21 protein-coding genes are annotated in these 24,864 nt (G+C 44.1%); 11 read left to right on the top strand and 10 right to left on the bottom strand.

Going from position 1 to position 24,864, the window contains the following annotated elements; translation table 11 throughout:
• Positions 1–90: 90 nt before the first annotated feature.
• The 4 genes from LU351_RS19200 to LU351_RS19185 all read right to left on the bottom strand — a co-directional run bounded on the left by LU351_RS19200 (position 91) and on the right by LU351_RS19185 (position 6,346).
• Positions 91–900: a TonB-dependent receptor plug domain-containing protein gene (locus LU351_RS19200; RefSeq protein WP_232595721.1), complete on the bottom strand. Its 810-nt coding sequence runs from the start codon at positions 898–900 to the stop codon at positions 91–93.
• A 270-nt stretch (positions 901–1,170) separates the two neighbouring features.
• Complete coding sequence (locus tag LU351_RS19195; protein ID WP_232595720.1) at positions 1,171–1,506, bottom strand: zinc ribbon domain-containing protein YjdM; 336 nt, start codon at positions 1,504–1,506, stop codon at positions 1,171–1,173.
• Between the two features lie 167 nt (positions 1,507–1,673).
• Entirely contained in the window at positions 1,674–4,973 is a 3,300-nt protein-coding gene (locus LU351_RS19190; protein ID WP_232595719.1) for a glycosyl hydrolase, read from the bottom strand.
• A 377-nt stretch (positions 4,974–5,350) separates the two neighbouring features.
• Positions 5,351–6,346, bottom strand: a complete 996-nt coding sequence (locus LU351_RS19185) for a type 2 periplasmic-binding domain-containing protein (RefSeq protein WP_232595718.1) — start codon at positions 6,344–6,346, stop codon at positions 5,351–5,353.
• A gap of 683 nt (positions 6,347–7,029) precedes the next feature.
• Between LU351_RS19185 and LU351_RS19180 the strand changes: the two genes are divergently transcribed.
• The 9 genes from LU351_RS19180 (at position 7,030) to LU351_RS19140 (ending at position 14,565) form a co-directional block, all read left to right on the top strand.
• Complete coding sequence (locus LU351_RS19180; protein WP_232595717.1) at positions 7,030–7,752, top strand: spondin domain-containing protein; 723 nt, start codon at positions 7,030–7,032, stop codon at positions 7,750–7,752.
• 14 nt (positions 7,753–7,766) lie between these two features.
• The gene (locus tag LU351_RS19175; protein WP_232595716.1) at positions 7,767–8,528 is read left to right on the top strand and encodes a spondin domain-containing protein; all 762 of its coding nucleotides are present in this window, start codon (positions 7,767–7,769) and stop codon (positions 8,526–8,528) included.
• Positions 8,529–8,718: 190 nt separating this feature from the next.
• Complete coding sequence (locus LU351_RS19170; protein ID WP_232595722.1) at positions 8,719–9,435, top strand: response regulator transcription factor; 717 nt, start codon at positions 8,719–8,721, stop codon at positions 9,433–9,435.
• Positions 9,436–9,440: 5 nt separating this feature from the next.
• Positions 9,441–11,087: a sensor histidine kinase gene (locus LU351_RS19165; RefSeq protein WP_232595715.1), complete on the top strand. Its 1,647-nt coding sequence runs from the start codon at positions 9,441–9,443 to the stop codon at positions 11,085–11,087.
• 79 nt (positions 11,088–11,166) lie between these two features.
• Positions 11,167–11,526: a glyoxalase superfamily protein gene (locus tag LU351_RS19160; protein WP_232595714.1), complete on the top strand. Its 360-nt coding sequence runs from the start codon at positions 11,167–11,169 to the stop codon at positions 11,524–11,526.
• Positions 11,527–11,976: 450 nt separating this feature from the next.
• Positions 11,977–12,285, top strand: a complete 309-nt coding sequence (locus LU351_RS19155; protein ID WP_232595713.1) for a cyclin family protein — start codon at positions 11,977–11,979, stop codon at positions 12,283–12,285.
• Positions 12,286–12,401: 116 nt separating this feature from the next.
• On the top strand, positions 12,402–13,070 hold the full coding sequence (locus LU351_RS19150) for a hypothetical protein (RefSeq protein WP_232595712.1): 669 nt from the start codon (positions 12,402–12,404) through the stop codon (positions 13,068–13,070).
• A 286-nt stretch (positions 13,071–13,356) separates the two neighbouring features.
• Complete coding sequence (locus tag LU351_RS19145) at positions 13,357–13,980, top strand: putative adhesin (RefSeq protein WP_232595711.1); 624 nt, start codon at positions 13,357–13,359, stop codon at positions 13,978–13,980.
• Between the two features lie 270 nt (positions 13,981–14,250).
• Positions 14,251–14,565: a low molecular weight protein tyrosine phosphatase family protein gene (locus LU351_RS19140; protein ID WP_232595710.1), complete on the top strand. Its 315-nt coding sequence runs from the start codon at positions 14,251–14,253 to the stop codon at positions 14,563–14,565.
• A gap of 110 nt (positions 14,566–14,675) precedes the next feature.
• On the opposite strand, the gene LU351_RS19135 is transcribed toward LU351_RS19140, so the two are convergent.
• From LU351_RS19135 to LU351_RS19115, 5 genes are all read right to left on the bottom strand, one after another.
• Complete coding sequence (locus tag LU351_RS19135; protein WP_232595709.1) at positions 14,676–16,628, bottom strand: carbohydrate-binding protein; 1,953 nt, start codon at positions 16,626–16,628, stop codon at positions 14,676–14,678.
• A 492-nt stretch (positions 16,629–17,120) separates the two neighbouring features.
• Positions 17,121–17,816 carry an SIMPL domain-containing protein gene (locus tag LU351_RS19130; RefSeq protein ID WP_232595708.1) on the bottom strand — a complete coding sequence of 232 codons (696 nt, stop codon included), beginning with the start codon at positions 17,814–17,816 and terminating at the stop codon, positions 17,121–17,123.
• Between the two features lie 167 nt (positions 17,817–17,983).
• On the bottom strand, positions 17,984–20,617 hold the full coding sequence (locus tag LU351_RS19125) for a hypothetical protein (protein ID WP_232595707.1): 2,634 nt from the start codon (positions 20,615–20,617) through the stop codon (positions 17,984–17,986).
• A 435-nt stretch (positions 20,618–21,052) separates the two neighbouring features.
• On the bottom strand, positions 21,053–21,502 hold the full coding sequence (locus tag LU351_RS19120) for an NfeD family protein (protein ID WP_232595706.1): 450 nt from the start codon (positions 21,500–21,502) through the stop codon (positions 21,053–21,055).
• A 5-nt stretch (positions 21,503–21,507) separates the two neighbouring features.
• Positions 21,508–22,413 (bottom strand): SPFH domain-containing protein, encoded by a 906-nt coding sequence (locus LU351_RS19115; protein ID WP_232595705.1) that lies wholly within the window; start codon positions 22,411–22,413, stop codon positions 21,508–21,510.
• A 146-nt stretch (positions 22,414–22,559) separates the two neighbouring features.
• Between LU351_RS19115 and LU351_RS19110 the strand changes: the two genes are divergently transcribed.
• Entirely contained in the window at positions 22,560–22,841 is a 282-nt protein-coding gene (locus LU351_RS19110; RefSeq protein WP_232595704.1) for a DUF6471 domain-containing protein, read from the top strand.
• Between the two features lie 134 nt (positions 22,842–22,975).
• On the opposite strand, the gene LU351_RS19105 is transcribed toward LU351_RS19110, so the two are convergent.
• Positions 22,976–23,524, bottom strand: coding sequence for a TFIIB-type zinc ribbon-containing protein (locus LU351_RS19105; RefSeq protein ID WP_232595703.1), 549 nt, complete (start codon positions 23,522–23,524; stop codon positions 22,976–22,978).
• 202 nt (positions 23,525–23,726) lie between these two features.
• On the opposite strand from LU351_RS19105, the gene LU351_RS19100 reads away from it, so the two are divergent.
• Entirely contained in the window at positions 23,727–24,350 is a 624-nt protein-coding gene (locus tag LU351_RS19100; protein ID WP_232595702.1) for a hypothetical protein, read from the top strand.
• Positions 24,351–24,864 lie beyond the last annotated feature (514 nt).

Below are 24,864 nucleotides of genomic sequence, written 5' to 3'. Positions count from 1 at the left end.
AAAAGAACGAATTTTTATCCAATATTTTTGTAAATAAATGCGTAATGATAATTATTTTCGGTAAATGTTCCGGTAGAAAAAATTAGAAAATTATCGCGCTAAAAAAACGAATTTATAGAGGTTCCCATAAGTATTTGGCACTGTTGACAACTGCCAATCCGAGTAAGCATTAACACCCGCTTTAAAATCATTAGTGCCACTTTTTGCTGTGGCATTCATAACACCACCCGTGGATCGACCAAACTTTGCTGAATAACCTCCCGTTTTTACCTGGATAGTGTCATAAAATTCGAAAGGTACTTTAGAGAAACCAACACCCGTCCGGAAATTAGTGGTATTCAAACCATTAATATAACTGGTATTTTCCGCAACCGATGAACCTGCAAAACTGACAACCCCCTCTCCTTCAAAAGCGTTATCACCTAAAGAAACGCCTGGAGCCAACATGGTAACTGCTTGAAGATTTCGAGCCACAGGCAATTCTATTAGCTGGTCAGCGGAAATCACCATTCCAGACTCAGCAATACTCGTATCAACTTGAGAGATACGACTTGCCGTTACCGTTACCTCTTCTATATTCTCAGAACCGCCCAATACTACCTGGGTGGTTCCCCCCAATGGCACGACCACTTCCCGAGCCTCAATAACTCTCCCAGAAGAAATAATGCTGACGATATATTTACCTGGCGTAAGACTGCCCAACCGAAACTCACCGTCTACTGGCGTAATGGTTTTTATTTGGCCTCTGGACAAATCTTTAATTTGAACCTCAACGCTTTCTTCAATACCAACAATAGCACCACTGATAGCACCATTAATATCATTAGCTTGAGCCTGGTAAGTAAGGCACCCTATCGCAAGAGCTAGAGGCATAATGCGAGTTAAAAAAGATTTATTCATAAATTCCCCTAAATATGTGTTCTAGATACAAGGTTCTATCCCCACACGAACGCCAGCCCTCGAAATAGTATTTGTATCTCAAAAAAAGCGAATTATTTTTTATTATATTTAGCGTGGTTCAAGTGAATAAACGAGCAAATCTTAAAACCCCTCAAAACTCACTGCAATGATAATTAATAAGGCTACAAAAATGATCTTATGTCAGCTAAACAATCAAAAAAGCGTCTATTTTTCTAACGTCATCAGGGTGCTGAAAATAGCATTCGCCACCTACACTTTTTTCACAAATTGCGACTTCAATTTCATCGCACCAATCCCATCAATTTTGCAATCAATGTCATGATCCCCATCCACCAAGCGGATGTTTTTTACTTTTGTCCCTACCTTCACCACCAACGAGGATCCTTTCACTTTCAAATCTTTAATCACCGTAACGGTGTCACCATCATGCAGGGGGTTTCCATTAGCGTCTTTAATCACTGGGGCATCTAGTGATTCAGTATCAGTCTCGCCCCATTCAAAACCACATTCAGGGCAGACAAAGTTCTCTTGATCTTGATAGGTATATTCGGAGTTGCAGCTGGGGCAATTTGGAAGGGTACTCATAGCATATCCTGTTATATCATTGAATAAGCCCCAGTTGACTGGGGCAGAATGAGCGGAATGCTATGAATTTAGGGGTATTACTGCAAGAGGCTTCGTACGCTGACCCTATAAAAAGTTTAATTCAATAACTGGCCCCCAGCTATGCTAGGGGCGTTTAATTTAACCGATTACTGGGTAATAAACTCTACATAATCGATGTTCATGGCCGCATCCCCCGATTGAAAACGCAGTTCAAATGTTGAACCGGCTTCTATATCAGCGCTGAGTACAACCTCTGAATATTGACCAGCCCAACTGCCAGTGGAATTAAAGGCCACTTTTCCTTGCGCAACACCATTCACGAAGTAAGAGAGTCCTCCGCTAACAGCGCTGGCGTAGCGCACTCGAAGCTGGTTCGCAGCTGGTGTTGATACAAACCGGACACCATTTCCACCCCCATAGGTATACCCTACAGATGCGGTGCCAGAGGCAGCGTTATCGGAGAATGACCGAGCAACACCCAGCATAGAACCAGATTCTGCTTCTATACGAATAGTGGCTGACTGTATATCACCACCATCGGTGGTGTCGTCATCAGAAGCATCACCATCATCCTGACCTGGAGGCTGTGGTTGCGGAGGTTCGGGTAGAGGGGGCTCTGGTAGCGGCGCTACTGGCTCTTCTGTGACGTCGCTGTACTGAAGATAACGCTCAGCATCCACTAAACTCGTCCAGTGAGATAACACCGCAGTGTCACGATTCAAACGAGAGTCACCCCAATCTGCCGACGGCCAACCTTGTTGAGGCCAATGAGTACTGATGTAGGTGAGCAATCGAATATCGTATTGATCCACTACCGCAAAGAGTCGATCTAAGTACTCTTTAAAGCCTTCTTCTGTATTGACGGCAGGTGGCCTTGGGGCCGCTTCAGCGATAGCAATAGGCTTTTCTTGATTCTGCGACCATTCAAATGACTCTCTCAACGCCGGATTTATACGATCGCCAGGACTGCAAAATTGTTGATTCGGCAAAGGCATACAGACAGCCGAGTTAAAGACACTGAAGCCAATAAAATCGACAAACTCCGCTCCCGGATACAACGCACGCGTGTCGTTCGGTAAATAGCTAGGGTGGTACATAAAGTCAACATTGCTTACACCATTGGTTTCTCGAAGACGACGAGCAATATGATTGAAAGCTTCGGCAAACTGTGAGCCATTACCAAACAACGAGGTATTCACCTCATAGCCAATACGCATTAGAAACTTACGATCCGGTTGAGACAGCATAGTCTGGGCAAAACGATCGATATTGTCATCCATCTCACCATTTGCAATGCCACGAAGCGCTGCGTTTAAGCTGCTATACCCCCCCTCTGAAACGTTATCTTTCAAGTTAACTGCAATTAATGAGTAGGATTCGGGGAAACGTTCATTCACCGAATTTAAGTGATTTTGTGCATTAGAGTCAGTATCCGAGCCCATTCCACCTCGGACCGTGCCGGAGTAAATACTGCCATAGTGAGAAGAGCCTGCTGGCGCGATTCCCGTAGCATCAACATAAGATTCATATTCCCCATACACGTTTTGCCCAATCAGCAAAGTTGTACGACCAGGGCCTGGATCATATTGCGCATGTGACGAATCCGATGGCGGCGGCGTTACTGGAGGAACCGGGTTAGGCGGTACTGTGCCACCACCCCCGGCTCCACCTCCAGAACCATCATTACCGTCATCATTATTTACAACAACGGTAAATTCCACAGCGTCAATGTTCATGGCCGTATCCCCGTTTTGGAATTTAAGTGCGAAACTGCCACCTTGGGGAATAGAAACCGCCACACTGGCCTGAGAGTAAGATCCCCCCCAACCACCTGTGGATGAAAACGATACATCACCGGCATCAACGCCATTAACGAAATAAGAAAGACGACCACTGAATTGTGATGCATATTGAATCGTAACTTCTGAAGCCGCCGGCAAGTTAGTCCACTCAACCCCCTTACCCGCTCCATAGGTGTTACCCACCGCAGACTGAGCAGACGCAGCAGAGTCATTGTAGACACTAACTCCACCCAATAACGAGGCTTGCTCAGCTTCCAACCATAGTGGCTCTGATGAGCCGGGATTTCCGTCATCATTTCCACCACCGTTATTTCCACCACCGTTATTTCCACCACCATTATTTCCACCACCATTGTTACCGCCGTCACCCGGAGGATTTACCGGAGGGGATCCACCATCTGTTCCTCCAATCACGGGGTCAATCGTCACCGGGGCCAGCGAAGCTTGAGGGTTGGACTGATAAAACTCAGTCACAACAGACCACCCCCCCACTCCACGATGCTGAGCGATTAATCTTTGGGCTTCTGTGTGAGTTAAATAATGATACTCGGCAGATTGATTGGGCTGCACTCCAATAATGGCACCAGCAACGGTAATCGGTCCTTGCTGAAAGTTAGTGGGGTTGTGACGACTTTGAGCAACCAATGTAGCTTCAGCTTGATAGTCATTCGTTTTGATCATATCGATGACAGCTTGGAGCTCGCCATCAATATAAAACGCCATGCCATAACCTGGGTCACCGGATACTAAGGGGTCATACCCTTCCGCTGTCCGTAAATTGGCAAATAACATTCCTTCTGTGATACTGCCTGGGGTGTAATCCACATTGGGATCCAAATTGTAGGCAAACCCTGGTGTACCAAAGTCACGCGCTTGCTCTCCACCGGCATACATCGCAGGAGACCATGATGAATGATGCCAACCAGGGGCATGAAGAGGGTTCAACCCTGCAACGGAAGAATAGGTTTCCGGCACCACCGCATCTGGCCACCAACCTCTAGGGGCCAAAGGCACAATGGTCGTCCCTCTCGGATTTAATACACTCATTACTTGTCCCGGCTGCTCTGTGCCTGGGAAGCTACCAGCAGTAATCAAAAAGCTGCAGTCGGTGTGATTGACGGCCCGAATCCAATCTACCCCTTTAACAAATAAGGGTTCTTGCGTAGACACCACCTGCCCATTTTCGAAATACAGGCCGGCATCTTGAACAAGATCTCGGTCCGACCCAAACTGGGTAATTTGCTGCGAGGGCAATAATTGCTGGGGACCAACATAAGGCCAATAATTCCCTTCCGAATACACTGGCACATGTCCACTGTAATTCTGTGGCACACCGGAATAAACATTCATGGCCAAACCAGTTTGGTGATAGGGGTTAGACAGTAAACCCACCTGATGGGAGGGTTTTACAAATCCTCGATCTTGACGCCAAGGCGCAAGAATGTCTTCGTTTTCTGGGTAAGCACAACCTTCAAAACGGGCAACCGGGCCATTCCGGTTTAAACCTTCACCGTTATCATTCACACTATGATTAGGTTGAGTTGAGGGGGGAGTTGACGATACTTGAGCAACGGCTCCGAAAGGAATGCTGGCAGCTGGAAAACTCATGGCCAGCGCCAATAATAGCCTTGATGATTTAAACATACTTTATTTGCCTCTGCGTGCACTTCTTTAGTTTGTATTTCTGTTTAGTTTGTATTTCTGTTTTGTATTTCTGACTCACTGACGTTCACTGTCTATCTTTTCTCAATCACAGGTTTTGCCTTTACGGAGTTGAGGCTCGGAACTCTATCAGAGGAAATACAAGCTCCCTGAGAGCATAGTCTCATCAAAAAAACACATTTTTTTGAACACTGAATTTTGCGAGCCGTCACACATATTTTGATGGCGTTTTTCAAAAAAACATGTGAATAAAGAAAAGTGTAAAAAAAAGAAAAGAAGGGAAATTTGGCCAAATTGCGAAGCAGAACAACCTTTTACTTACGCACGCATCTTTAAAACCTCAAAAGATTACAAAAACATCAATAACCACACAGCGCTGATCGACTTTCCCCCCCACGAGGGAATTTATTAAAATCCAGTGGCGTATGGCAGACATTAACATCGTAATACCCCTGACGAAGTCGACTCCGCAAACGAGCTAATGTGCCATTTTTCTCCAGAATTTTAATACCTCGGTTGTATAAATATTTCAATTTTTGTGAACGCGCACCCCCACGAGCAATTAATAAATAACTGGGTATACTCGCCAACGGGGTCGACAGTTTTTTAAACATTTCCACACGACCATTAAAATACGTCCATTCAATATGACGCCCGTAATACTCACTGATCAACAAGCAATCAATGCGATTGGCAGCCAGCTTTCTAAAATTTTGAATGTCTGTATTTTCAGGGGAGGTAATAAAAAGTTTTTTTTCAGCCGCCTCCCAAAAAGATTCGGTATAGGTATAACCACGGCTAACGCCAATCGTTAAACCTCGAAAATCTTTAAATGTAGACCAATCATTAAACGGCAAATCTGCTCGACAATAAAAAATATTATCGTCCTCATGAAAACCTTGAGCAAATAAAAAATCCACATGATAATCCGGGCTCTCTGCCCAGAAAGACGTTGCATCAAAATGACTTTGCGCTGCCTCATTATAAGCACGCCGCCAAGGCATAAAGGTAAAATTGGCCTGTAAGCCTTGCGAAGCCAATGCTAACGCAATGACATGTGTATAAAACCCACCCGCAATGGAATAACGTGAGCTATAAGGGGGGAATTCACCTGTGGTAATCTGTACTTCTGGTACACGTCGAGAAAAAGAAATTCTATCGCTTTTTGCACTGAGTGTTGGATTACTCCAGTCAAAAGAAACAAACGGCCATACCTCCTGAGTCGTAAACGTTATTAACTCTCCGGTAGACGTGAGTCTAAGAGTCGATATTGAATGGTCTATTTCAGATTCAGGTGGGTGCATCGGCATGGCATCGATAGCAAAAAAAAGGAAGATACCAGCTATATACTGCAACCTGGGATGCCTTTGTTGTCGATTGTTACTCTGCCAGCTTACACACCAATACACTTAATGAACCTCAGCATCTTTACATCGCCACCACCATTGGGCACCGTTTATTTCATACCATCAATCTATAGAAAAACGTTAAGCAGCAATCAAGCTCATTAAAGATCAACCAAACTCATTAAAGACCAACCAAAAATATTCAATGCAAAACAAAACCTCAAATACAGAATAGATGGTTAAAAGAAGAATAGATCGTTAAGTGAAGAATGGGTCGTTAAGTGAAGAGTAGATCGCTTCCAAGACTTAGAGATTGAGCTCGACACCATCACACCAATATTCGCCTTAATCATTGCCTCAACAACTTCCTTGGTCACACCTCTTTATGTCGCCAAATGAATCATTTACACCCACAAAGATACCTAAGACGAAAATATTGGAGCCACCTCACTGTGATAATCATGTGATAAATGCGTGATTGGCTGTGATATGAACGTGATTGGCACTTTAATCTTTTCGAATATTGTCAATGCTCACTGAACTTAACCCAGTGCTTCTTCAAGTGTCTGTATTCCCGTGTGACGACTTAAAGCGCGCACCCCAGAAACACACTACGAATTCGCCAGACTGGTTATTCAGACTACCGTTATTCCTTTTTCCTAGCTAACGAACAATAACGATTCGGGGGTTTTATGAAACACAAAGTAATCTCTTCTGCCTTCAAGGCCCTAGCGGCAAGCACACTGATCTCTGGCTTGACTTTTTCTGCTCAGGCAGCAACCGTTTCTATTGAATTTACCAACCTCACGCACGGAATTCATTTCACACCACTGCTGTTCACTGCCCACTCGGACGGCACTCACTTATTTGAAATTGGCACCATGGCTTCTGCGGAATTACAAACCATGGCCGAAGGTGGTGCTATCGATGGACTCGTCACCGTTGCTGAAAGCATTGGCGCCTCCACCGTAGCCAACCCTGCAGAAGGACTGCTAGCACCGGGAGCGTCTGTCAGCATCGATAGCTGGGACACAGGCACCAACACCGAATTAACAGTAACAGCAATGCTGCTTCCCACGAATGACGGTTTTGTTGGCTTGGACGCTTGGACCATCCCCACTGAACCGGGCACTTACACCATCACACTCAATGGCTACGATGCCGGCACCGAAGCAAACAATGAGCTCGTTCTCGACGGCAGCGGTGCAAGCGGTGTTCCTGGTATTCCTGCCAACCCAGGCGGCAATGGCGGCATGAATGGTACTGGCGTGACCACTGAAGAAGCCAACGGCATGGTTCACATCCACCGAGGCGTGATTGGCGATACCGACCCTGAAGGCGGCGCCAGTGATTTGGATTCGCGCATTCATCGCTGGTTGAATCCGGTTGCTCGCTTAATTATCACCGTACAATAAGAGGAGTGACTGCAATGCTTTTTCTTTCTCCTCAAACACCACTGCACACGCGCAGACGATTACTGCCTCTGGTCGCCCTCAGTTTGGCGCTGACCTTATCCGCTTGCGGCAGTGATGACGACGATGACAATGACACCCCTACCCCCACTGACCCACCAGTGGTTGATGAACCCGCGATGGTGAGTTTTTCCGTTACCGTCACTAATGCAACCAATAATCAGCCACTTTCCCCGATTGCCGTGATTGCCCACGATGGCACTTACACACCATGGGCAATTGGCTCTGCAGCATCTGAAGGTTTGGCCATCTTGGCAGAGTCTGGTGACCCGGCCAGCTTTGTGAGCGAAGCTAGCGAGGCTTTCAGTACGGCAACCGCCAGCGATGTACTTGGGCCCGGCAATAGCACGACCATCGACATCACCTTTAACGAAAACGACACTATGGCACTATCCATTGCCACCATGCTGGTCAACACCAACGATGCCTTCACAGGTATCGGCCAGGTAGAGGTTTCGGAATTTGAAGTGGGAGACACCACGCAAATGCTAGCACCGGTCTACGATGCCGGCACAGAAGAAAACTCCGAATTAGCGGCCACCATTCCCGGCCCAGCCGGTGAAGGCGAAGGTAATAGCGAAGGCCGAGAGGTGAACGACCAAGTCACTCGCCACCCTGGCGTAGTCACCAGCAGTGACGGCTATGCTGAATCGGCTCTGGATGAATCTCATCGTTTCGACAATGGTGCTATGCGAGTCACCATCGAACGAACGATGTAATCGCCCTTTGATCTTTACACAGCGCACATCGGGCAGGGACGCCCATTTTTTAAACTAACCATTCACCTTATTCCACCCACCCTTAAACTACCCTAGACACCAAATGAGTATGTTGAGTTATCATTTAAATCGATATAACGGCAGCCAGACTGCCACCAATAACGACAACGAAGGGTGCATCGATATCGATATGAATCGCAAGATACTGGTGGTTGAAGATCAAGAAGACATTAACGCGTTAATCGCAATGAATTTAGAAGCGATTAACTTTGAAGTGACGCGTGTGCATGATGGATTAGAGGGGTTAAAGCTCGCACAGGAAGACTCCTATGCCGCCATCGTGCTCGACATTATGCTACCAGGACTGGACGGCTTACAAATTTGCCAACAGCTGCGCAGCAAAGGCCACGTCACTCCAATTTTAATGCTAACGGCAAAAAAAACCGAAGCCGATCGCGTCGTGGGGCTGGAAGTCGGTGCCGACGATTACCTCACTAAACCCTTCAGCGTTTTAGAATTGCAAGCGCGTGTTAAAGCCTTATTGCGACGCGTCGAATTTCACTCTCACCCTGTCGAGGAAGAAGTGGATGAGGGGGAATTGCGATTAGGCGACCTCACGATTCATCAACACAAACGTGATGTGATAATGGGGGGAAAACCCGTCAGCCTAACAGGGAAAGAATTTGATTTGTTGTTGTATTTGGCCAGCTTTCCCGGTCGAGTCTTCAGTCGTGAGCAACTGTTAAATGCCGTGTGGGGATACCAACATTCCAGCTATGAACACACCGTCAACTCCCATATTAACCGGCTGCGCGCAAAACTCGAAACGGACCCTTCGAACCCTCAATATGTACTCACCGTATGGGGCGTAGGATACAAATTTAACGACGACCAGAAACCACGGTAATTGCCATGTCAGAAGCCACAATGAAAACAGAAACGTCCAGTATGACAGAAGCCTCAACCAAACGCGGTTTAATCACACGATTATTTCGTGGCAATACCGTTCAAAGCCGATTAGCTCTCGCCCTTACTGCAAGTTTTTTCGTTATAGGATTATCCACCTTAATTTTAATGGTCTGCTCCAATTGGGCGTATCAACAGGAAGTGACGCAAGTCATGCACCGAGACGTTGCCGACTACGTAGCAGAACATTATCTGCCTTTCACCGATGGCAAACCGGATTTAAACAAAGCGAAAAAAACCTTTCACGATTTAATGATGCTCGGGCCGAATTTTGAATTCTATTGGCTGGATTTGCAGGGCAATATTTTGGCCTACTCTGCAGAGCCTGGTACCGTGGTAAGAGAGTCGGTCACCACAGAGCCTTTAATTCTCTACCTAGATCAAAAAAGCGCGAAAGGCCTAACGTTCGGCGATGACCCTCGCCACGAAAGTCGTGAAAAAATCTTCTCAGTGGCACCGATTGTTCGCGAAGGCATTACCGAAGGCTACCTCTACGTTATTTTAGGCAGCCAAATTTTTGATCGGGTTTCTGATCGGGTTTGGAACAGCAAAATAGTGCAATGGAGTGCATGGCTGTTTACGGCTGTCCTCTTATTTGGTCTTATTTCCCTCTTATGGTTAACAGGATTAATCACTCGCCCCTTAACGCAATTAACAGAGCAAGTCACCTTCATCCGTAAAACGGGTTTTTCTAAAGCAGGCATTCAATCCATCCCTGATTTAGACCCCTCTTCGGATGAACCTAAAGAAGTGCAAATACAAAAAGAACAAAGCAATGCCGAGCGAATACGAGTATTAAATCAATGGCAATGCAAAACCGACAACGAAATTCATGCGCTTGGCTGTGCTTTTCGTGAAGCATTAGAAACCATTCACGAGCAATACAAAAATATTGTGACCATCGATGAATTACGCAAGGAATTACTTTCCCATGTCTCCCACGATCTTCGCACACCGTTAGCGTCGTTACTGGGTTATCTAGAAACCTGGGAAATTAATCAAGCCTCACTCACCGAAGAACAAAGCCGACAATACATTGCCACCGCAAAAAAAAGCGCCCAACGTATTTCATCACTGGTAGAACAATTATTCGAGTTAGCTCACCTAGACAGCGGCACCGTCACAGTTCACAAAGAGCGCTTCTCTATTGCCGAACTCATTGAAGATGTACTGCAAAAATTCCGTATAGACGCGGAGTCGAAACGAATTACCCTTGCAGTTACGCCACAAGACAGCGGCATCTGGATCTCTGGCGATATTGAAAAACTGGAACGTGTGTTCACCAACTTGGTTGAAAATGCCCTGCGCCATACACCCGACGACGGCTCAATCACGGTAAGGTTAAATGAAGACGGTAATTTTGTCGCCATTGAAGTGGCCGATACCGGAATTGGTATCCCCGATGAAGATATCCCTCATATTTTCGACCCACACTACAAAGCCGGCAACAGTGTGAGAGGCAATACTGCTCATGGCGGCTTAGGGCTGGCCATCACCAAGCGATTGTTAGAACTTCATCAATCTAACATTCGCGTGAGTAGCCGGATGAATCAAGGTACGTGTTTTAGTTTCGCATTGCCCAAGCAAGCGTAATACCCCCTCTGTACGGGACAATAAGTCCTGACACGCCGTGTTGGTATGACCTATGTTCAATCAAGAGGAAACGATCGAAATGAGACTCAAAGCTGTACCCATTCTGCGTGTTATGGATGTACCAACGACTAAGGAGTTTTATGGAGATTTCTTGGGGTGTCAGGTAGATTGGGAACATTATTATGAAGAAGGCGCACCTGTTTACATGCAGATGTCACGTAACGAATTTGTCGTTCAGCTCTCCGAAAACAATCGCTATCGTGAAGGCTCTATAATATTTGTGGGCGTCGAAGGGATTGAGGAGTTGCATGGTGAGTTATCTCAAAAGCACAATCTAAGGCAACCCCCAACGATTTCATTAACTCCTTGGAATACAAAGCAAATGGAAATTTTCGACCCGTTCGGAAATCTATTGCGATTCAATGAAAGCGTGAGTTAAGTCGGCATAATCCCTATATGAGCGAAGTTGTAAAAGAACAATGAGGAATAATGTAATTCATTTGATTGTTAATCATGAAAAGTAATTGAAAAGAACTCACCCAGAGCGAGTTTTTTAATACCTATAGAAAACTAAAAAACCTACCCATACCAAGCAAACACCAAGATCTTGCTGTTACCCCCACAAGACATTGCGATCGCCTTTTGCAAGAAATTTCTCATTAATAACCACTCGTATTATATCTTTTACTTTAGGTAATCCGGGTTATTTAATTTGTAGGATGCCTGTAATAGTTGGTAATAGATTTTCATCTTGATATTGGCAATATTAAGCTGAGTTTTGTGGTAGGAAAAACCTGAAAAGGTTTAACTCAGTGAACAAATGGCACATTTAGTATCTTTGGATAATGCGCAAGATGCCATTTGCTAAACGTTAAACAACGGAGGAAAAATGATGAATGAGCCATATAAAACGCTATATATGCAGCTAATGAAGCATAATTGGCAACACTGGGGAAGATGGAAATTTGGCGTCAAAGCTATACAAGGCGAAGCCATTTATATTGGAGATGATGATGCACATTTAACTATCCTTAGTAAGGTTAATGGATATCATAAGACGATTAATAAGATAACCGGCCCTCAAGATTTAACAGCAACTACACTCGATGCGATTATAAGAAAATGTGAAGTCGGTGACGCGTTTGATATTACACCAACTATCAACAATACATTACAGTGGTTTAAAAATAACCCCTAAGGTAATAATCTGTTTAACAAGTTACTCCACCCAAAAATCAAAAGCGCCGCTTTGCTCTGCGTTTATCTTTCGGTGAAGCGGGCATCATACAACTTAATTGAAATCAAGGAGGAACAATGAGTAAGCGAACTCGACCTACCTCACCGGAGAAACCTGCAAAAAAATTTAAGTCTTCAACAGCTGACAATCTGCACAATCTAGCAATAGCCTTACATTCACACACGGCTTCAGAGATAGTAGAAACAACACTTGCTAATAAAAACTCAGTTTGTTGGGACTGGGTCTTTAATGGTGCACAAAGCAAATCTTTTAACGATCCTAGGGTGTTGATATGCGGCTACCTTAATCACACAATTACTGATACTGAATTGGAAAAGATTACAGCGAAGGAAGATTCAATTATAAAGAAATTGGAACCCACAAGAGAAAAGTTTTATCGTAGTGATCGCCTCCAAAATGATTACAAGGAAGCATGCGAAAAAGTTGTTGAAGCATGTATGAGCCTTAGTGATATTCAAGTCGATGAGTCGAGCCCACTACGTATAAAGTATTACTATGATTTAAAAGCTGTTTTCTTTCAGCACATTGAGTTTGATTACAACAAAGGTATGTATGGAATGACAATTACTAAAGGCGGGGGTGAATTGTTAAAAGCTTTTAATGGTGACTCTCTCGTTTCCGGCAATCCTCCGTCAGCCACAATAGGAGTAGATATTTCAAGCCTAAAGCCAGCACATATAACATGCATAGCGGACCTTCTTAAGAACGCACGTAAAAACGTGTAAATGTTTTGATATATTTTAATGGTATTACTCATTTATGCGAAATGCCTCATTAGCAGCTACTGGCATTACATCTTTTTCTTTAGGCCAGTCGGGTTATTTAATTTTTAGGGTGCTTGTAATAGTTGGCAATAGACTTTCATCTTGATATTGGCAATATGAAACTGAGTTTGATGGTAGGGAAAACCTGGAAAGGTTTAACTCAGTGAATAAATGGCACGTATAGTATCTTTGGATAATGCGCAAAATACCATTTGATAAGTGTTATAAAAAATACTCGGAGGATAAAATGCCTAGGTACGGTAAAAGGTCAACTCATTTATGGGTAAGAGCACACGGAAAATATTATGAAAAAGATGGATTTATCTCCAACACGCAGCTACCTGGCAATACTATAATAAGATTCTATGGCCCACCAGGGTATGCTATGAGCGGTGGTCTCGCCGATGATATGCTCGGCAAACGTGGTCCCCTTAGGAAACGCCATATGGGGCAGTGCAAGAGGCACTCACCTTATGATTCGCGTGCTTCAAGGTTTGGTGAAATCGACACAGTGAGAATACGAACTTTTACCCCGGGACTGGGGTATTCTGAGCCTAAAGAGTTGGGCTTTGGAGACGGTAAAAAAATTAGAAATTATACTATTATTGGTGAGGATAGTATTGATGGTCTACCGGCTGGAATTTTTGAGAATCGCACCCGGGGACGGATAGGGCTGATTAAAAGACTTGGAGACGGACAGGAGATGACACTCAAGCAGCTCTTGGACATGATCCAAAATGATGAATATTTACAGAAAGAGGAGGTAACCGTTCATTATATACAGTGCCGCTCATATTCTTCTAGAAATACCGCACCAGCCCATAGCAAAACTAATGCGGCCAAAAATTTTAAACAAGGCTATATGTTCTAACACGTCACACACGGCCATCATACACAATCGGGTAAGTGCTGGTATCTGGCCAGCCTTCCCCACACCACCCTGCATGCGGTCCGCACAGGGCGAATCATTTAACTACCCGTTAGGATAATGGACTTTAATCCAACCTTCTCTTAACCATACAAGCACATCAAACCAAGTTTTTTCATCGTTTGAATCGCCCCGGGTTTGTCGGAGGCTAACATTCTCTGTAAAAAATCATAATCAAAATAATTCCACATTGTATCAACGATGAAAAATTTATTGTTCATATGTAGCCGTAACCAATGGCGTAGCCCTACCGCAGAAGCTATATGGCGGAATCATCCAGACTTTAATGTCAAATCTGCTGGCACCAGCCCAAGAGCCAAAAAAACCGTTCGCGTAACGGATATTCGCTGGGCTGATTTGATATTTGTCATGGAACAAAAACATAAAAACAGACTTAAAGCAGAATTTACGCAATGGCTCAACCATACACCAATTCATGTACTAGACATTCCTGACGAGTACACTTATATGGATTCAGAGTTAATTCAAGAATTAGAAACTGCTGTGTGGCCGTATTTGGATGGGTAATACCCCAGCCCACCCCGAAGAAATTCACAATAAAAAAAGCTGACACGTTGTCAGCTTTTTTCATACACAATTCCAAGGACTCGCGTCACTGGCTCATTCAGTATCAATGGCTATTTGAATTCCACATAGTCCACATTCATTGCCGTATCCCCATTATCGAAGAATAACTCAACAGTGGCATTTTCAGGGATAGCGGTATCAAAATTAACGGTAGCGTATTGGCTTACCCAATTACCGGTTGATGAAAACATCACATCACCCCGATCCACACTATTCACTCGCACTGAAATTTTCCCGCTGAAGGCAGACGCGTATCGAATCATGATAGAGGACGATGCTTTCACATTGGTAAACGATATGGCTGAACCCGTACTGCTCAAATAAGCCACGCCACTGCCACCTGATGCTTGACCATCACGGTAAGTACGCGCACCGCCCGATAACGAAGCACTCTCAGACTCGACTTTTATCGGCTCTGCCGGAGGCATTGGTGTGGGGGAAGGAGTGGGGGAAGGAGTGGGGGAAGGATTAGGAATACTTGGCGGCTGACTACCCGAACCATCATCATCTGCATTATTGGAGATATCATCAATAAATTCGACATAGTCCACATTCATTGCGGCATCACCCGATTCAAACACCAGTTCCAGCGTGGCATTTTCAGGGATGGATACTCTTTTGGTTGCCGTACTGTACTGCCCTACCCAACCTCCAGTACTGCTAAAGTTGATATTACCAGCGTCTGAACCATTGACTCGAAGGGAAATACGGCCACTCATGGTCGAAGCATAACCGACTCTCAAACGATCCGCTTCCGGTACATTGGTGAGTGATACCGAAGCACCTGGTGAACTCAGGTAGGCCACACCCGCACCGCCCGAAGCGGCACCATCATTGTACGTACGCGCACCGCCAGACGTAGAACCACTTTCCGACTCGACACGCACCGTCACATCGGGAACCGGCGTAGGTGTAGGAGTTGGGCTTGGTGTGGGCGTTGGGCTTGGTGTGGGCGTTGGAGTCGGGCTAGGTGTTGGACTAGGCGTTGGTGTATCACCCAAATATTGGTATCGAGAACCAGAACCGAAGAGATTATTCCAGTGCGACAAGGTGCCATTAAATTTCTGAACACGAGAGTCCGCAAAGTTTGGATCGAAGCCAAAGTTACGCCAATCGGAATTAATGTAAGCCAAGGCTTGCACATCGTAGTTAGTCACCACGCTGTGCAATCGATCCAAATACTCATTAAAACCACCAACCGAATTATTATTCGGTGCCTGTACCGCAGACTCCGCAATTAAACGAGGAATCCCTCGGTCTCTCGCCCACTGAAATGAACGTTGAATATCTCGGTCAATCGTGCCGCCGCACTGACTGCTCCAATTCGGGAAAGACACATTACTCTGGCACACTTCCGTACTAAACACAGAGAGCGCAAACCAATCCACATAATTTCTGCCAGGGTAAAATCGCTCTACATCAGAGAAATTCTTCACGGGGTGATACACAAACTCTACATTAGTGACACCGCTAGCACGAATCTGATCGACAACACGGCGGTAAGCCGCAATATACGCATTGGCATCCATTCCAATATAAATACTGTTCACCTCATAACCAATGCGCAGTAAAAAGCGAGTATTTGGATGAGAACGGAAAATATTAATATAAGATTGTATATCGTTGTCTTCCGCACCGGCTGCGGTTGCTCGCAACCCAGCATTCACATCACCATAACCGCCACCACCTGGGTTGTCTTTAAATGACATCGCTGCAATGGTGACATTACCAGGGTGGTTAGTTTCCATATAATTCAGAAACCCCATCCCACTACCCTGTTCAAACTCGCCCTGATAAAAAGTACCGTATAAAGAAGCACCTGCGGGTGTTAGCCCCGTCTCACGAATAAAAGCTTGATATTCTTCTTGATAAATTTGCCCAATCAACAACAACGTTTTACCACTACCCGGATTAGACGTTTGTGCAAAACTCGCTTGTGTTACTGCCGAACAAATTAACGCTGCCAAGAGCGTTTTTGAGGTATTTATAAGACCTTTTTTCATATTTCACCTTTTCTCATTGAGGTGTATTAGCGTTCTTTCAATCAGTTTTTAAATCCGTTATTAAATTCACTATTAAAGAAATAGTAGAAATGAACAGTAGAGCGGGTAAAAATGTGATTTTTATCATCCTGATGCAATCACCATTACGTTATTTTTTTAAATGACACACTGGATTCACAACGCTTTTTTGAATTACTGCTTAACTACCTCGGCATAGAAAAATTTATTTGTCCGATTAAACAGAGTAACTTTTTCATTCAATAGCGCTTATTAAGCAAACAGCATGAAATCGTTTTCATCAAGTATTTAAAGAGAAAGTGTAGCGTGAGAAAAAGAGGCTTACGGGAAATGTTGCACAAACAACAGCGGACTCAGGTCGAAGTTTCACAAAAAATTTAAGATAAAGACGGGAAAAGAGACAAAACAAAAAACAAACTCCCCATGGCGTTCACGAAGACGCCATGGGGAGTTACAAGGCTGAACGGCGATACGTTATTCTGTGATAAAAACCACTGTCAGATGTGCATCAATAACATACTCTCCCGCTGAATAGCTGTCCGCAGGTGCCGACTTTGCCATCATCAAACTTTCATTTTGGTTACCATAGGCTATCGGCGGCTCTGCGCCCTGCTCTATAATCTCTCGCACTGCGATGATTTTTGTGCCAGACAATTTTGCCAATAATTGTGCTTTCGCTTGTGCAACATGAAACGCCTGTTCCATCGCATCCCTTTGTAATGCTTCTCGATGACTGAATTCAAATCCGTTCGTGTTAAAGTCGCTTATTTTTTGCTCAGACAAAAGATGAAGTACTTTCGGATAGGCCTCTAAGTCATCAATACTGACCGCGATAGGACGAGAAGCCTGATAGCCAACAAAGATTTTACGTCGGTCTTCCCATCGGTGCTCAGGGTTTATATTAATTGTTCCGGCATTAATGCGTTTCGGTTTAATGCCGAGCTTTTGCAATGATTTCTGCAACGTGATGGCTTGTTGATCTACTGCGTCCTTTGCTTCTGCAACCGTTTTAGCGGTATGTTTAAGGTGAATACTAACGGATGCTTGATCAGGGATGGCGCTCACCTCCCCTACTCCCACAACTCGAATTTCACCGGCATGGGCAGAAGGACTCAATGCCCAGTGACCTAGTACCAATACAGCGCTCAGCAATATCGCCTTTATCTGCATTCTTAAGACTCCTTATGGTTCACATCAATCATAAAAAACAAAAATGGTGTCATAGCATCAATGATCTTTGATGAATAGAAGGTTAACCTTAAACAAAAAAGGCTTCTAATGTAGAAGCCTTTTGTCACATGTTAACCGTATTGATTTTGCAAATGGGAATAATAAGATTACTCTGAAGATGGCCTAACTTCCTTCCAATTCATATTTGGCCATGCGATTTCACACCAATCTATCATTCGATTTAATCTGTTTTTGTTGACACCCATTGCTTCAAATTTTGGCACCAAATAATAAAATCGATCTGCCCAACCAAATTTCCCCGGCTTGGGTTTTTCATAGAGCGCTTTCTCAATGGGATCTAATTGGGTTTCCAAGTTGGGCTCTTTGCGATTATAAGTATCGGGATGATTGGTCGGACGATGTAATTGCCGATTTAATTCCCCAAGTAAAGCATTAATGAATTTTACACTTAACCCCGGCTCCAATTCATCCAAAAGACCAACCCAATAACCTTCTTCAAAACCAGCATCGCCCCAAGCATCAGTATAACCGTAAAATAACCACGGACCTTGTTGACGAATTCGAAAGCCTTTACGCTTCTTTGGGTCTTTATCACCACTCCATGACTTGGTTTGGTACATGGAATTAATGGCACGATAATACCTCAAGGGCTCAGGACGCCCGGAATGCTTGGAGGTATTCAAAATAAACGGCGGTACGTAATTATAATCCACTGGCCCATTAGCAGAATTCCAGCCATTACCAGGGTTTAACACCAATTGCAGTTCGTACCAAACGGTCGTTTCAAAACGACCTGTCACATGAGGCTGCCCGATGAAATTATTGCAATGGTTATTTTTATTATTAAAACACGATGTAAAATGAGGGGGAACTTCAAACACGTTATACCCAACTTTAGGGCCAGTAATCCATTGACGCTCCGCCGGTTGATCTCCAGCATCAACCAATTTAGGTGCTAATTTTTCTAATTTAAATTCCTGATGTATTTCAAAATTTTTCACAGCTAATAAGCGTGCCAAACTCGTGCGGGCCATTTGAGCAAAGCCTGGGTCTGTGGAGGGTAAATATCGATCGGCCACTGCATCTCGAACGCGCCAGTTACCAAATACGCCTTCTTCCTCGGTATAAAAGCCACGAAAAGAACGCCAGTATTTCCCTAGCTGCCGGTAAAAATTATCTTTATCGGCAACGTAATGACCACGATTACGCTCTAAATAATCTCTAAGATTCCCATACTGAATTCCTGGATTTAAATTTTCCGACGTTGTCTCCCAATACTGCCCATACGCGTCTTTGGGGTGAATTAAAGGCAACCAGTGCTTCCAATCAGGAAATTGAATCGAGACCGGCATAGTGGTTGTGTCGTACATTTTATTCGCATCAAAGTATCGATCCACTTGAACCTGGCTGGTGCCATCCGGAAACATCAATGGCAACATCTCCGCATCCTCTTCTAATACCGCTTCAATACCAGCACCTGCCGCCCACTTTGATACTGGTCTATTATCCAACACTTTTCCCGGCTGATAAGGTGGGTTCCAAGGGCGACCATGACTGGGCACGTCTAAAGAACGAATATAAGCCGCAATCTTTTTACCTTGGTCAGCAGAAAGCTTATGAAATTTTGCACGCTCAATAATAGAATGGTTGGAATAACTAAAGTAAGCTAGATCACGGCCATCCTGAGTATGACAGTCACTGCACGTTGCCTTCATTTTGGTTGCTGGCAACAACTCATTACCGTACCAACGAGCAACACGCCCTTCTGGAAGATAGTGGCTCACCAGTGTGGCATTGCGCCACAATCGTTCGCCGGCTTTAATGGCTTCGCCCGTACCATAACCTTCTGGTGCACGCCAATTACGAGGGTCATCTTCTTCGAAAAACGATTTTGGCAAGATGGATTTTCCATTACGATTGAGGAGGTTCATTTTGAAAATACGGTACCCCATCGAAATACCATCGGATTCATCAAATCGAAAACGCAGTGTATTTGAACCTTGTTTTAGGTTCGTCGCAGGAAGAGTAAATCGTATGGAATTAAATCCACCATGTTGCATCCCACCATAGGCCATCTCCTTTTCATACACATCCACATCCGTATGATTCAGAGAAACCCATTTTCCATTATTAACACGAATAGAGCCTTTATTTTCATAACTCAGATTATTGGCATAAAAATAAATTTTGTCTGCTGCGTTAACTTGTGTTTCATCCAACTCAAAGTCACGCCGAACAACCAACCCCTCACTTCCCAATACCTCAATCGGCATTAGTACGCCAGCAACCTCTGGTGTGCTGTTGTCATCAACGCCGACAGGATCTGGATTGATGTCTGGTGCGTCCACCACAACATCATTATCCCCACCGTTGCCCGACCCAACAACGGTAATACCTGGGTTGACAACGGTAATGTCCAAATCATCTTCATCTGGAAAAATAACATCATTCGGAGCAGAGTCATCATTACTGGCTGTATCGCTGCTATCTTCTGTGGGGGTGGGGGTGGGAGTTGGAAATGGCGTGGGTATGGAATCCGCAACAGCGGTATCATCCGGTACAGTCGTGTCTAAGCCACTGGGCTCAGCTGTATCAATCGGTGGTGTTTCATCACCCGTTGGCATTTCATCGGTCGGTGTAACTTCAGTGGTAGGAGAAAGTGGATTCGCGACTTCTGTAGTTTCTTCACCAGTAGTGTGTTCATCTTCACCATCACAACCTACGAGGTGAGCAGCCAAAATGATGGCAATACAATATTGGATAAATTTATTATTATTCATGTTTCTTTATTCTTACAAGAAAGTTGTAGTCTAGGTGATTAAAAGAAAAGATCACTGAGGCGGCCTTCAAACCTCAATTCAAGATAAACGGAAACCTGCCCCAATAAAGACACGAAAGGCAATCTTTCTGACTGCTTCTAGCTCGCTCACTTATTAAACAAGTGTTTCAGAATGAGCATCAAGAAGTTTCAGAAGAAAATTGTGAACAACAACAGAAGCTGTGAATCAAATCCCATTTTTAATCAAGATTGGCACCATGAAAAATATCCCGCACAGGTGTGTGTCAATTAACCACCTCCTACACTACCCCAACGATATAACCATAACCGAATAAAAGCCCCCAAAAAAACCATCTTCGTTATATTAAAATTACCCTACTCAAAATAGGAAAAAGGGGCTTGGCGTTGAACACAAGCAAGCCCTTTTTTATGGTTTTTATTTTTTTCGAACAATTAAATGAATTCCCTCCACAGCTACAATAACGGCATTATCGCCAACCGCCAGATCAACACCACCCTTTTCCAGTTCAGCTTGCCAATCCGCACCAGACCACTGAACCTTTCCTTTTTGTGCTGATGTAATAGGACTAATGACGGATACCTCTTTTCCAATTGCATCGTTTCCTGAAATAAGCCCCGGTTTTTTATTCCATCGTTGAAGCGGTTTATAAAAAATAACGGATAAAAACAATGATGAGGAGGCAAATATCGAGGTTGTCAAAACCCAAGATGCCTCTGGAACTGCCCACGCAATCAATGCGGCGAAAATCGCGCCAAACCCAATAAATAACAACCAAAATACACTGAGTTGAAATACCAGTAACTCGATGGCAATTAAGCCGGCCCCAAGAAATAAATAAAATAAAAACGGACTAACACCGGTCATCGTAATTACCCCGTTTTATCGACTTTATTTTTCAACGTATCAAACGCCGTAAAGGCTTTACCTACTACCGATGCCACATCGCCGCCATCCGTCGGAATTAACGCAACCGTACCTTCCCGTGCCAGTTTTTCAAACGCCGCGATGTACTGTTCCGATAATTGTTGAGCCACCGCTGTACTGCCCCCTTTCTCACTGATTGCCTCAGAAATCGTACGAATTGCTTCTGCACGGGCACGGGCTTCAATTTCTACTGCCTCGGCATTGCCCTGCGCCCTTAAAATCAACGCTTGTTTGTCGCCGTCTGCCTGATTAATCTGGGCAGTGCGATAGCCCTCTGAAGTCGTTACGGCCACTCGACGCTCTCTCTCAGCCGACATTTGTTTCTCCATTTCTTCCAAAATAGTGCGAGGAGGAGAAATGTCTTTCACTTCGTAACGCAATACCTTCGTACCCCAAGAATTGGAGGCCTCATCAATGGCTCGGGTGACTTCGGCATTAATATTGTCTCGTGACTCAAAGGTTTCATCCAAGCTGAGCTTGCCAATTTCTGCCCTCATGGTGGTTTGCGCCAATTGTGTAATCGCAAACTGAAGGTTCTCAACCCCATAAGACGCTGATCTTGGGTCCATGATTCGTAAGTAAAGTACCCCATCAATACCCAAAGAGACATTGTCTTTGGTAATAGCCTGTTGCGATGGCACATCAATCGCAAATTCTTTCAGCGAATGTTTATACGCGACTCGATCAATAAACGGCACCAGAATATGAAACCCCGCCTCAAGGGTGGAAGCATACTTACCTAATCGTTCAACAATAAAGGCTTCATTTTGAGGAACCACACGGACGATTTTACTCACCATTATCGCCCCAATTACCGCTGCAGCCCCGATAAGATACAAAGTGAAATCCATAACCATTCTCCTATGACGGCAATACCGACGTTTAATTTATTACGATTTGTCTATTATTTTAGACAAATCGATTGTGTTACAACCATTGCCTTATGTCAACTTTTGTCTAAAATAGCAGACAGCTTAACTACGTTGGTTTTCCTTATATGTCTGAACGTTATAAAGATCCGGTGATGCAAGAAGTCATTCGCCGTACCATTCGCGCTGCAATGGTCGAAGAAAATATAGGTTATCGTGAGCTGTCAGACAGACTGGCAAAGGCAGGGGTACAACAGAAAGAAAGCACACTCAGAACAAAAATATCCACTGGGATTATGACGTCTTCACTGTTCCTCCATCTTCTCCATGCCACCAAAGTCCGAACGCTGGACATGGCGGCACTCATGATGAAGTACCAGAATCTGTCTGATGAAATAATGGATGACTAATTTTTAGCCTATATAAAAGCCCGACTTCGTCAGCGGGCTTTTATATAGAGTGGACTCGATGATATTTCAGGATATTATGGAACAGATAATCTTGAACAACTAAACGCCACATAGACAAGTTTGTACGACACCCCCTACCTCTCCGCTGAATAAGGGTCTTCCGCTAAAAGATAAGCACGAATATCTGCCCTGTTTTTATGGCTCATTACCCACTCTCGCATCTCTTTCAACTTTTGATAATCCGCATCCCCAAACTTCTCACGATACACTTCAGAAAAAGTTTCTTTCGCCGATGCCTCGCGAATTGACTTTTGCCAACGAGCCGTAAAAATTGTATTCAGTGAACCTGCCAAGCCCTCGCTTTTTAAGAATTCCCACTCACCTTTATCCAACCATACCCCACCCACGGAAGGACTATAATCTAAGCGATGTTCACTATTATGGGATATTCGATATTTTTGCATAATCGTGCCAGAAATCGGACATAGTAATGCATTTTTAGAATCCTCAGATTCAAACGCTGCGCTTTCAGAAAAAGAAAATTCAGGATTTCGCTCCTTCCAAGAAACATAATCCTCAATAAGAATCCAATTACCTTGACAATGTGAGCAGGTATGAGAACGAAACAAGCCTTCTATAAAACTCGGGATTAAATTGCCCTGCTTGCACGCTGTACACTTCATATACACCTCCAAATATGTGGCACCAAAACTCAGTGTAAAGACGCTGATTGGAGAATTCAATTGCTTAAAATAAAGATTTACACGCCAATTTTTTGGCAAATTGATAAACACAAATTGAAACAAAAAAAATTATGATATGAATTTGGTTATCGTTTAACCTTTATTGATATTCACATGTACTCAGAGCATAAAAATCTCAACTATGAAACCTCAAGATTATTTAAAGTCTGCCTACGCTATTTTTCTCACGATTTCCATTGCAAGCATAGCCGGGTGCTCAGTTTTTGATACCCCCAAACAAGCTGACTCTGCCACAAACACAATCGACCCATCACAAAGCTGCCCTCAGGGCGACTCACTACCCACGACATGGCAAGAAAGCCTCACCGAAATCGAGAATACCGTGTTACTCAGCAATGCCTTGGGCAACCCTAATGAAGGGAAATTATGCGATGGGAAAGTGTATAAAGTGAAACCAAATCACTCACTGAGAATTTATCGCGCTTGGAACAGTACAAATCCTCGCAGTGAATTTGGGCAGTGGTGGGCAACAGATAGACCTTCAGGTGATATTACATCGTACCGAAAAGACTATATCATATGTTATCAATGGTCGCCTTTAGACAAACTCATTTCATGCACCTTAAAAGCTGGGACAGAAGTGGTCATTGGCACAGGTCAAAGCGCCACCTGCTCCCAATACCTGCACTACCCTTCGTCATCTACACTTCAAGTCTATGTGCCTGATGCACAATCCGCTACTGAGAACTGCCGTAATCACATTGGTGCCTTTCAGTGGGAAGCGACAATTTCAAGCTCTCCTTAAACTTAACCCCATATACCTCTATGAACATTTAATGACATTGACTTCATTAAATGTTCATGCTTTATTTTTTTTCACTTAATGCGTTGTCCACACCTACATCAATTGTTTTTCTTATTATCCAATACACGTCTAAAATAGAAATAATACCACTGAGCATTAAACTATAGGTGTTATTTGTATTCGCAGATTTATCTAAAATAACCAATTAAACATGAACTAATTACTAACAGAGCATACTGTTATATACAAAAGGCCTCTGACAATAAATAACTGGTGTATCTGCTAGAGCTTGGAGGTATTTATTGAGGGTACTTGCATGAATCCTGTATTACCGGCTTTGCTCGCCAACGGAAGGCAACAATTTTTTCTTCGTATTATTCTCTTAACCAGGGCTCCCTAGTAATAATCACCCAGAAAGAAGAATCTTTGAACGATATTCGTCGTCCGCTGCGGCGGCCACTATGCGCTGTTTGATTCGCCTTTTACTGTCATCATTCGTTTTGAGTAAATTCAG

It is taken from the genome of Marinibactrum halimedae, from assembly GCF_021234875.1.
GTDB classification, from domain to species: domain Bacteria; phylum Pseudomonadota; class Gammaproteobacteria; order Pseudomonadales; family Cellvibrionaceae; genus Marinibactrum; species Marinibactrum halimedae.
This window is presented reverse-complemented; position numbering and strand designations above follow the sequence as displayed.

Excerpts from the sequence above, each read along its gene's own strand:
- LU351_RS19105 (WP_232595703.1), bottom strand. The coding sequence starts at position 23,524 with ATGAAGTGTACAGCGTGCAAGCAGGGCAATTTAATCCCGAGTTTTATA.
- LU351_RS19200 (WP_232595721.1), bottom strand. The coding sequence starts at position 900 with ATGAATAAATCTTTTTTAACTCGCATTATGCCTCTAGCTCTTGCGATA.
- LU351_RS19180 (WP_232595717.1), top strand. The coding sequence starts at position 7,030 with ATGAAACACAAAGTAATCTCTTCTGCCTTCAAGGCCCTAGCGGCAAGC.
- LU351_RS19145 (WP_232595711.1), top strand. The coding sequence starts at position 13,357 with ATGCCTAGGTACGGTAAAAGGTCAACTCATTTATGGGTAAGAGCACAC.
- LU351_RS19135 (WP_232595709.1), bottom strand. The coding sequence starts at position 16,628 with ATGAAAAAAGGTCTTATAAATACCTCAAAAACGCTCTTGGCAGCGTTA.
- LU351_RS19155 (WP_232595713.1), top strand. The coding sequence starts at position 11,977 with ATGATGAATGAGCCATATAAAACGCTATATATGCAGCTAATGAAGCAT.
- LU351_RS19115 (WP_232595705.1), bottom strand. The coding sequence starts at position 22,413 with ATGGATTTCACTTTGTATCTTATCGGGGCTGCAGCGGTAATTGGGGCG.
- LU351_RS19175 (WP_232595716.1), top strand. The coding sequence starts at position 7,767 with ATGCTTTTTCTTTCTCCTCAAACACCACTGCACACGCGCAGACGATTA.
- LU351_RS19170 (WP_232595722.1), top strand. The coding sequence starts at position 8,719 with ATGAATCGCAAGATACTGGTGGTTGAAGATCAAGAAGACATTAACGCG.
- LU351_RS19125 (WP_232595707.1), bottom strand. The coding sequence starts at position 20,617 with ATGAATAATAATAAATTTATCCAATATTGTATTGCCATCATTTTGGCT.
- LU351_RS19110 (WP_232595704.1), top strand. The coding sequence starts at position 22,560 with ATGTCTGAACGTTATAAAGATCCGGTGATGCAAGAAGTCATTCGCCGT.
- LU351_RS19100 (WP_232595702.1), top strand. The coding sequence starts at position 23,727 with ATGAAACCTCAAGATTATTTAAAGTCTGCCTACGCTATTTTTCTCACG.
- LU351_RS19160 (WP_232595714.1), top strand. The coding sequence starts at position 11,167 with ATGAGACTCAAAGCTGTACCCATTCTGCGTGTTATGGATGTACCAACG.
- LU351_RS19130 (WP_232595708.1), bottom strand. The coding sequence starts at position 17,816 with ATGCAGATAAAGGCGATATTGCTGAGCGCTGTATTGGTACTAGGTCAC.
- LU351_RS19120 (WP_232595706.1), bottom strand. The coding sequence starts at position 21,502 with ATGACCGGTGTTAGTCCGTTTTTATTTTATTTATTTCTTGGGGCCGGC.
- LU351_RS19190 (WP_232595719.1), bottom strand. The coding sequence starts at position 4,973 with ATGTTTAAATCATCAAGGCTATTATTGGCGCTGGCCATGAGTTTTCCA.
- LU351_RS19150 (WP_232595712.1), top strand. The coding sequence starts at position 12,402 with ATGAGTAAGCGAACTCGACCTACCTCACCGGAGAAACCTGCAAAAAAA.
- LU351_RS19165 (WP_232595715.1), top strand. The coding sequence starts at position 9,441 with ATGTCAGAAGCCACAATGAAAACAGAAACGTCCAGTATGACAGAAGCC.
- LU351_RS19195 (WP_232595720.1), bottom strand. The coding sequence starts at position 1,506 with ATGAGTACCCTTCCAAATTGCCCCAGCTGCAACTCCGAATATACCTAT.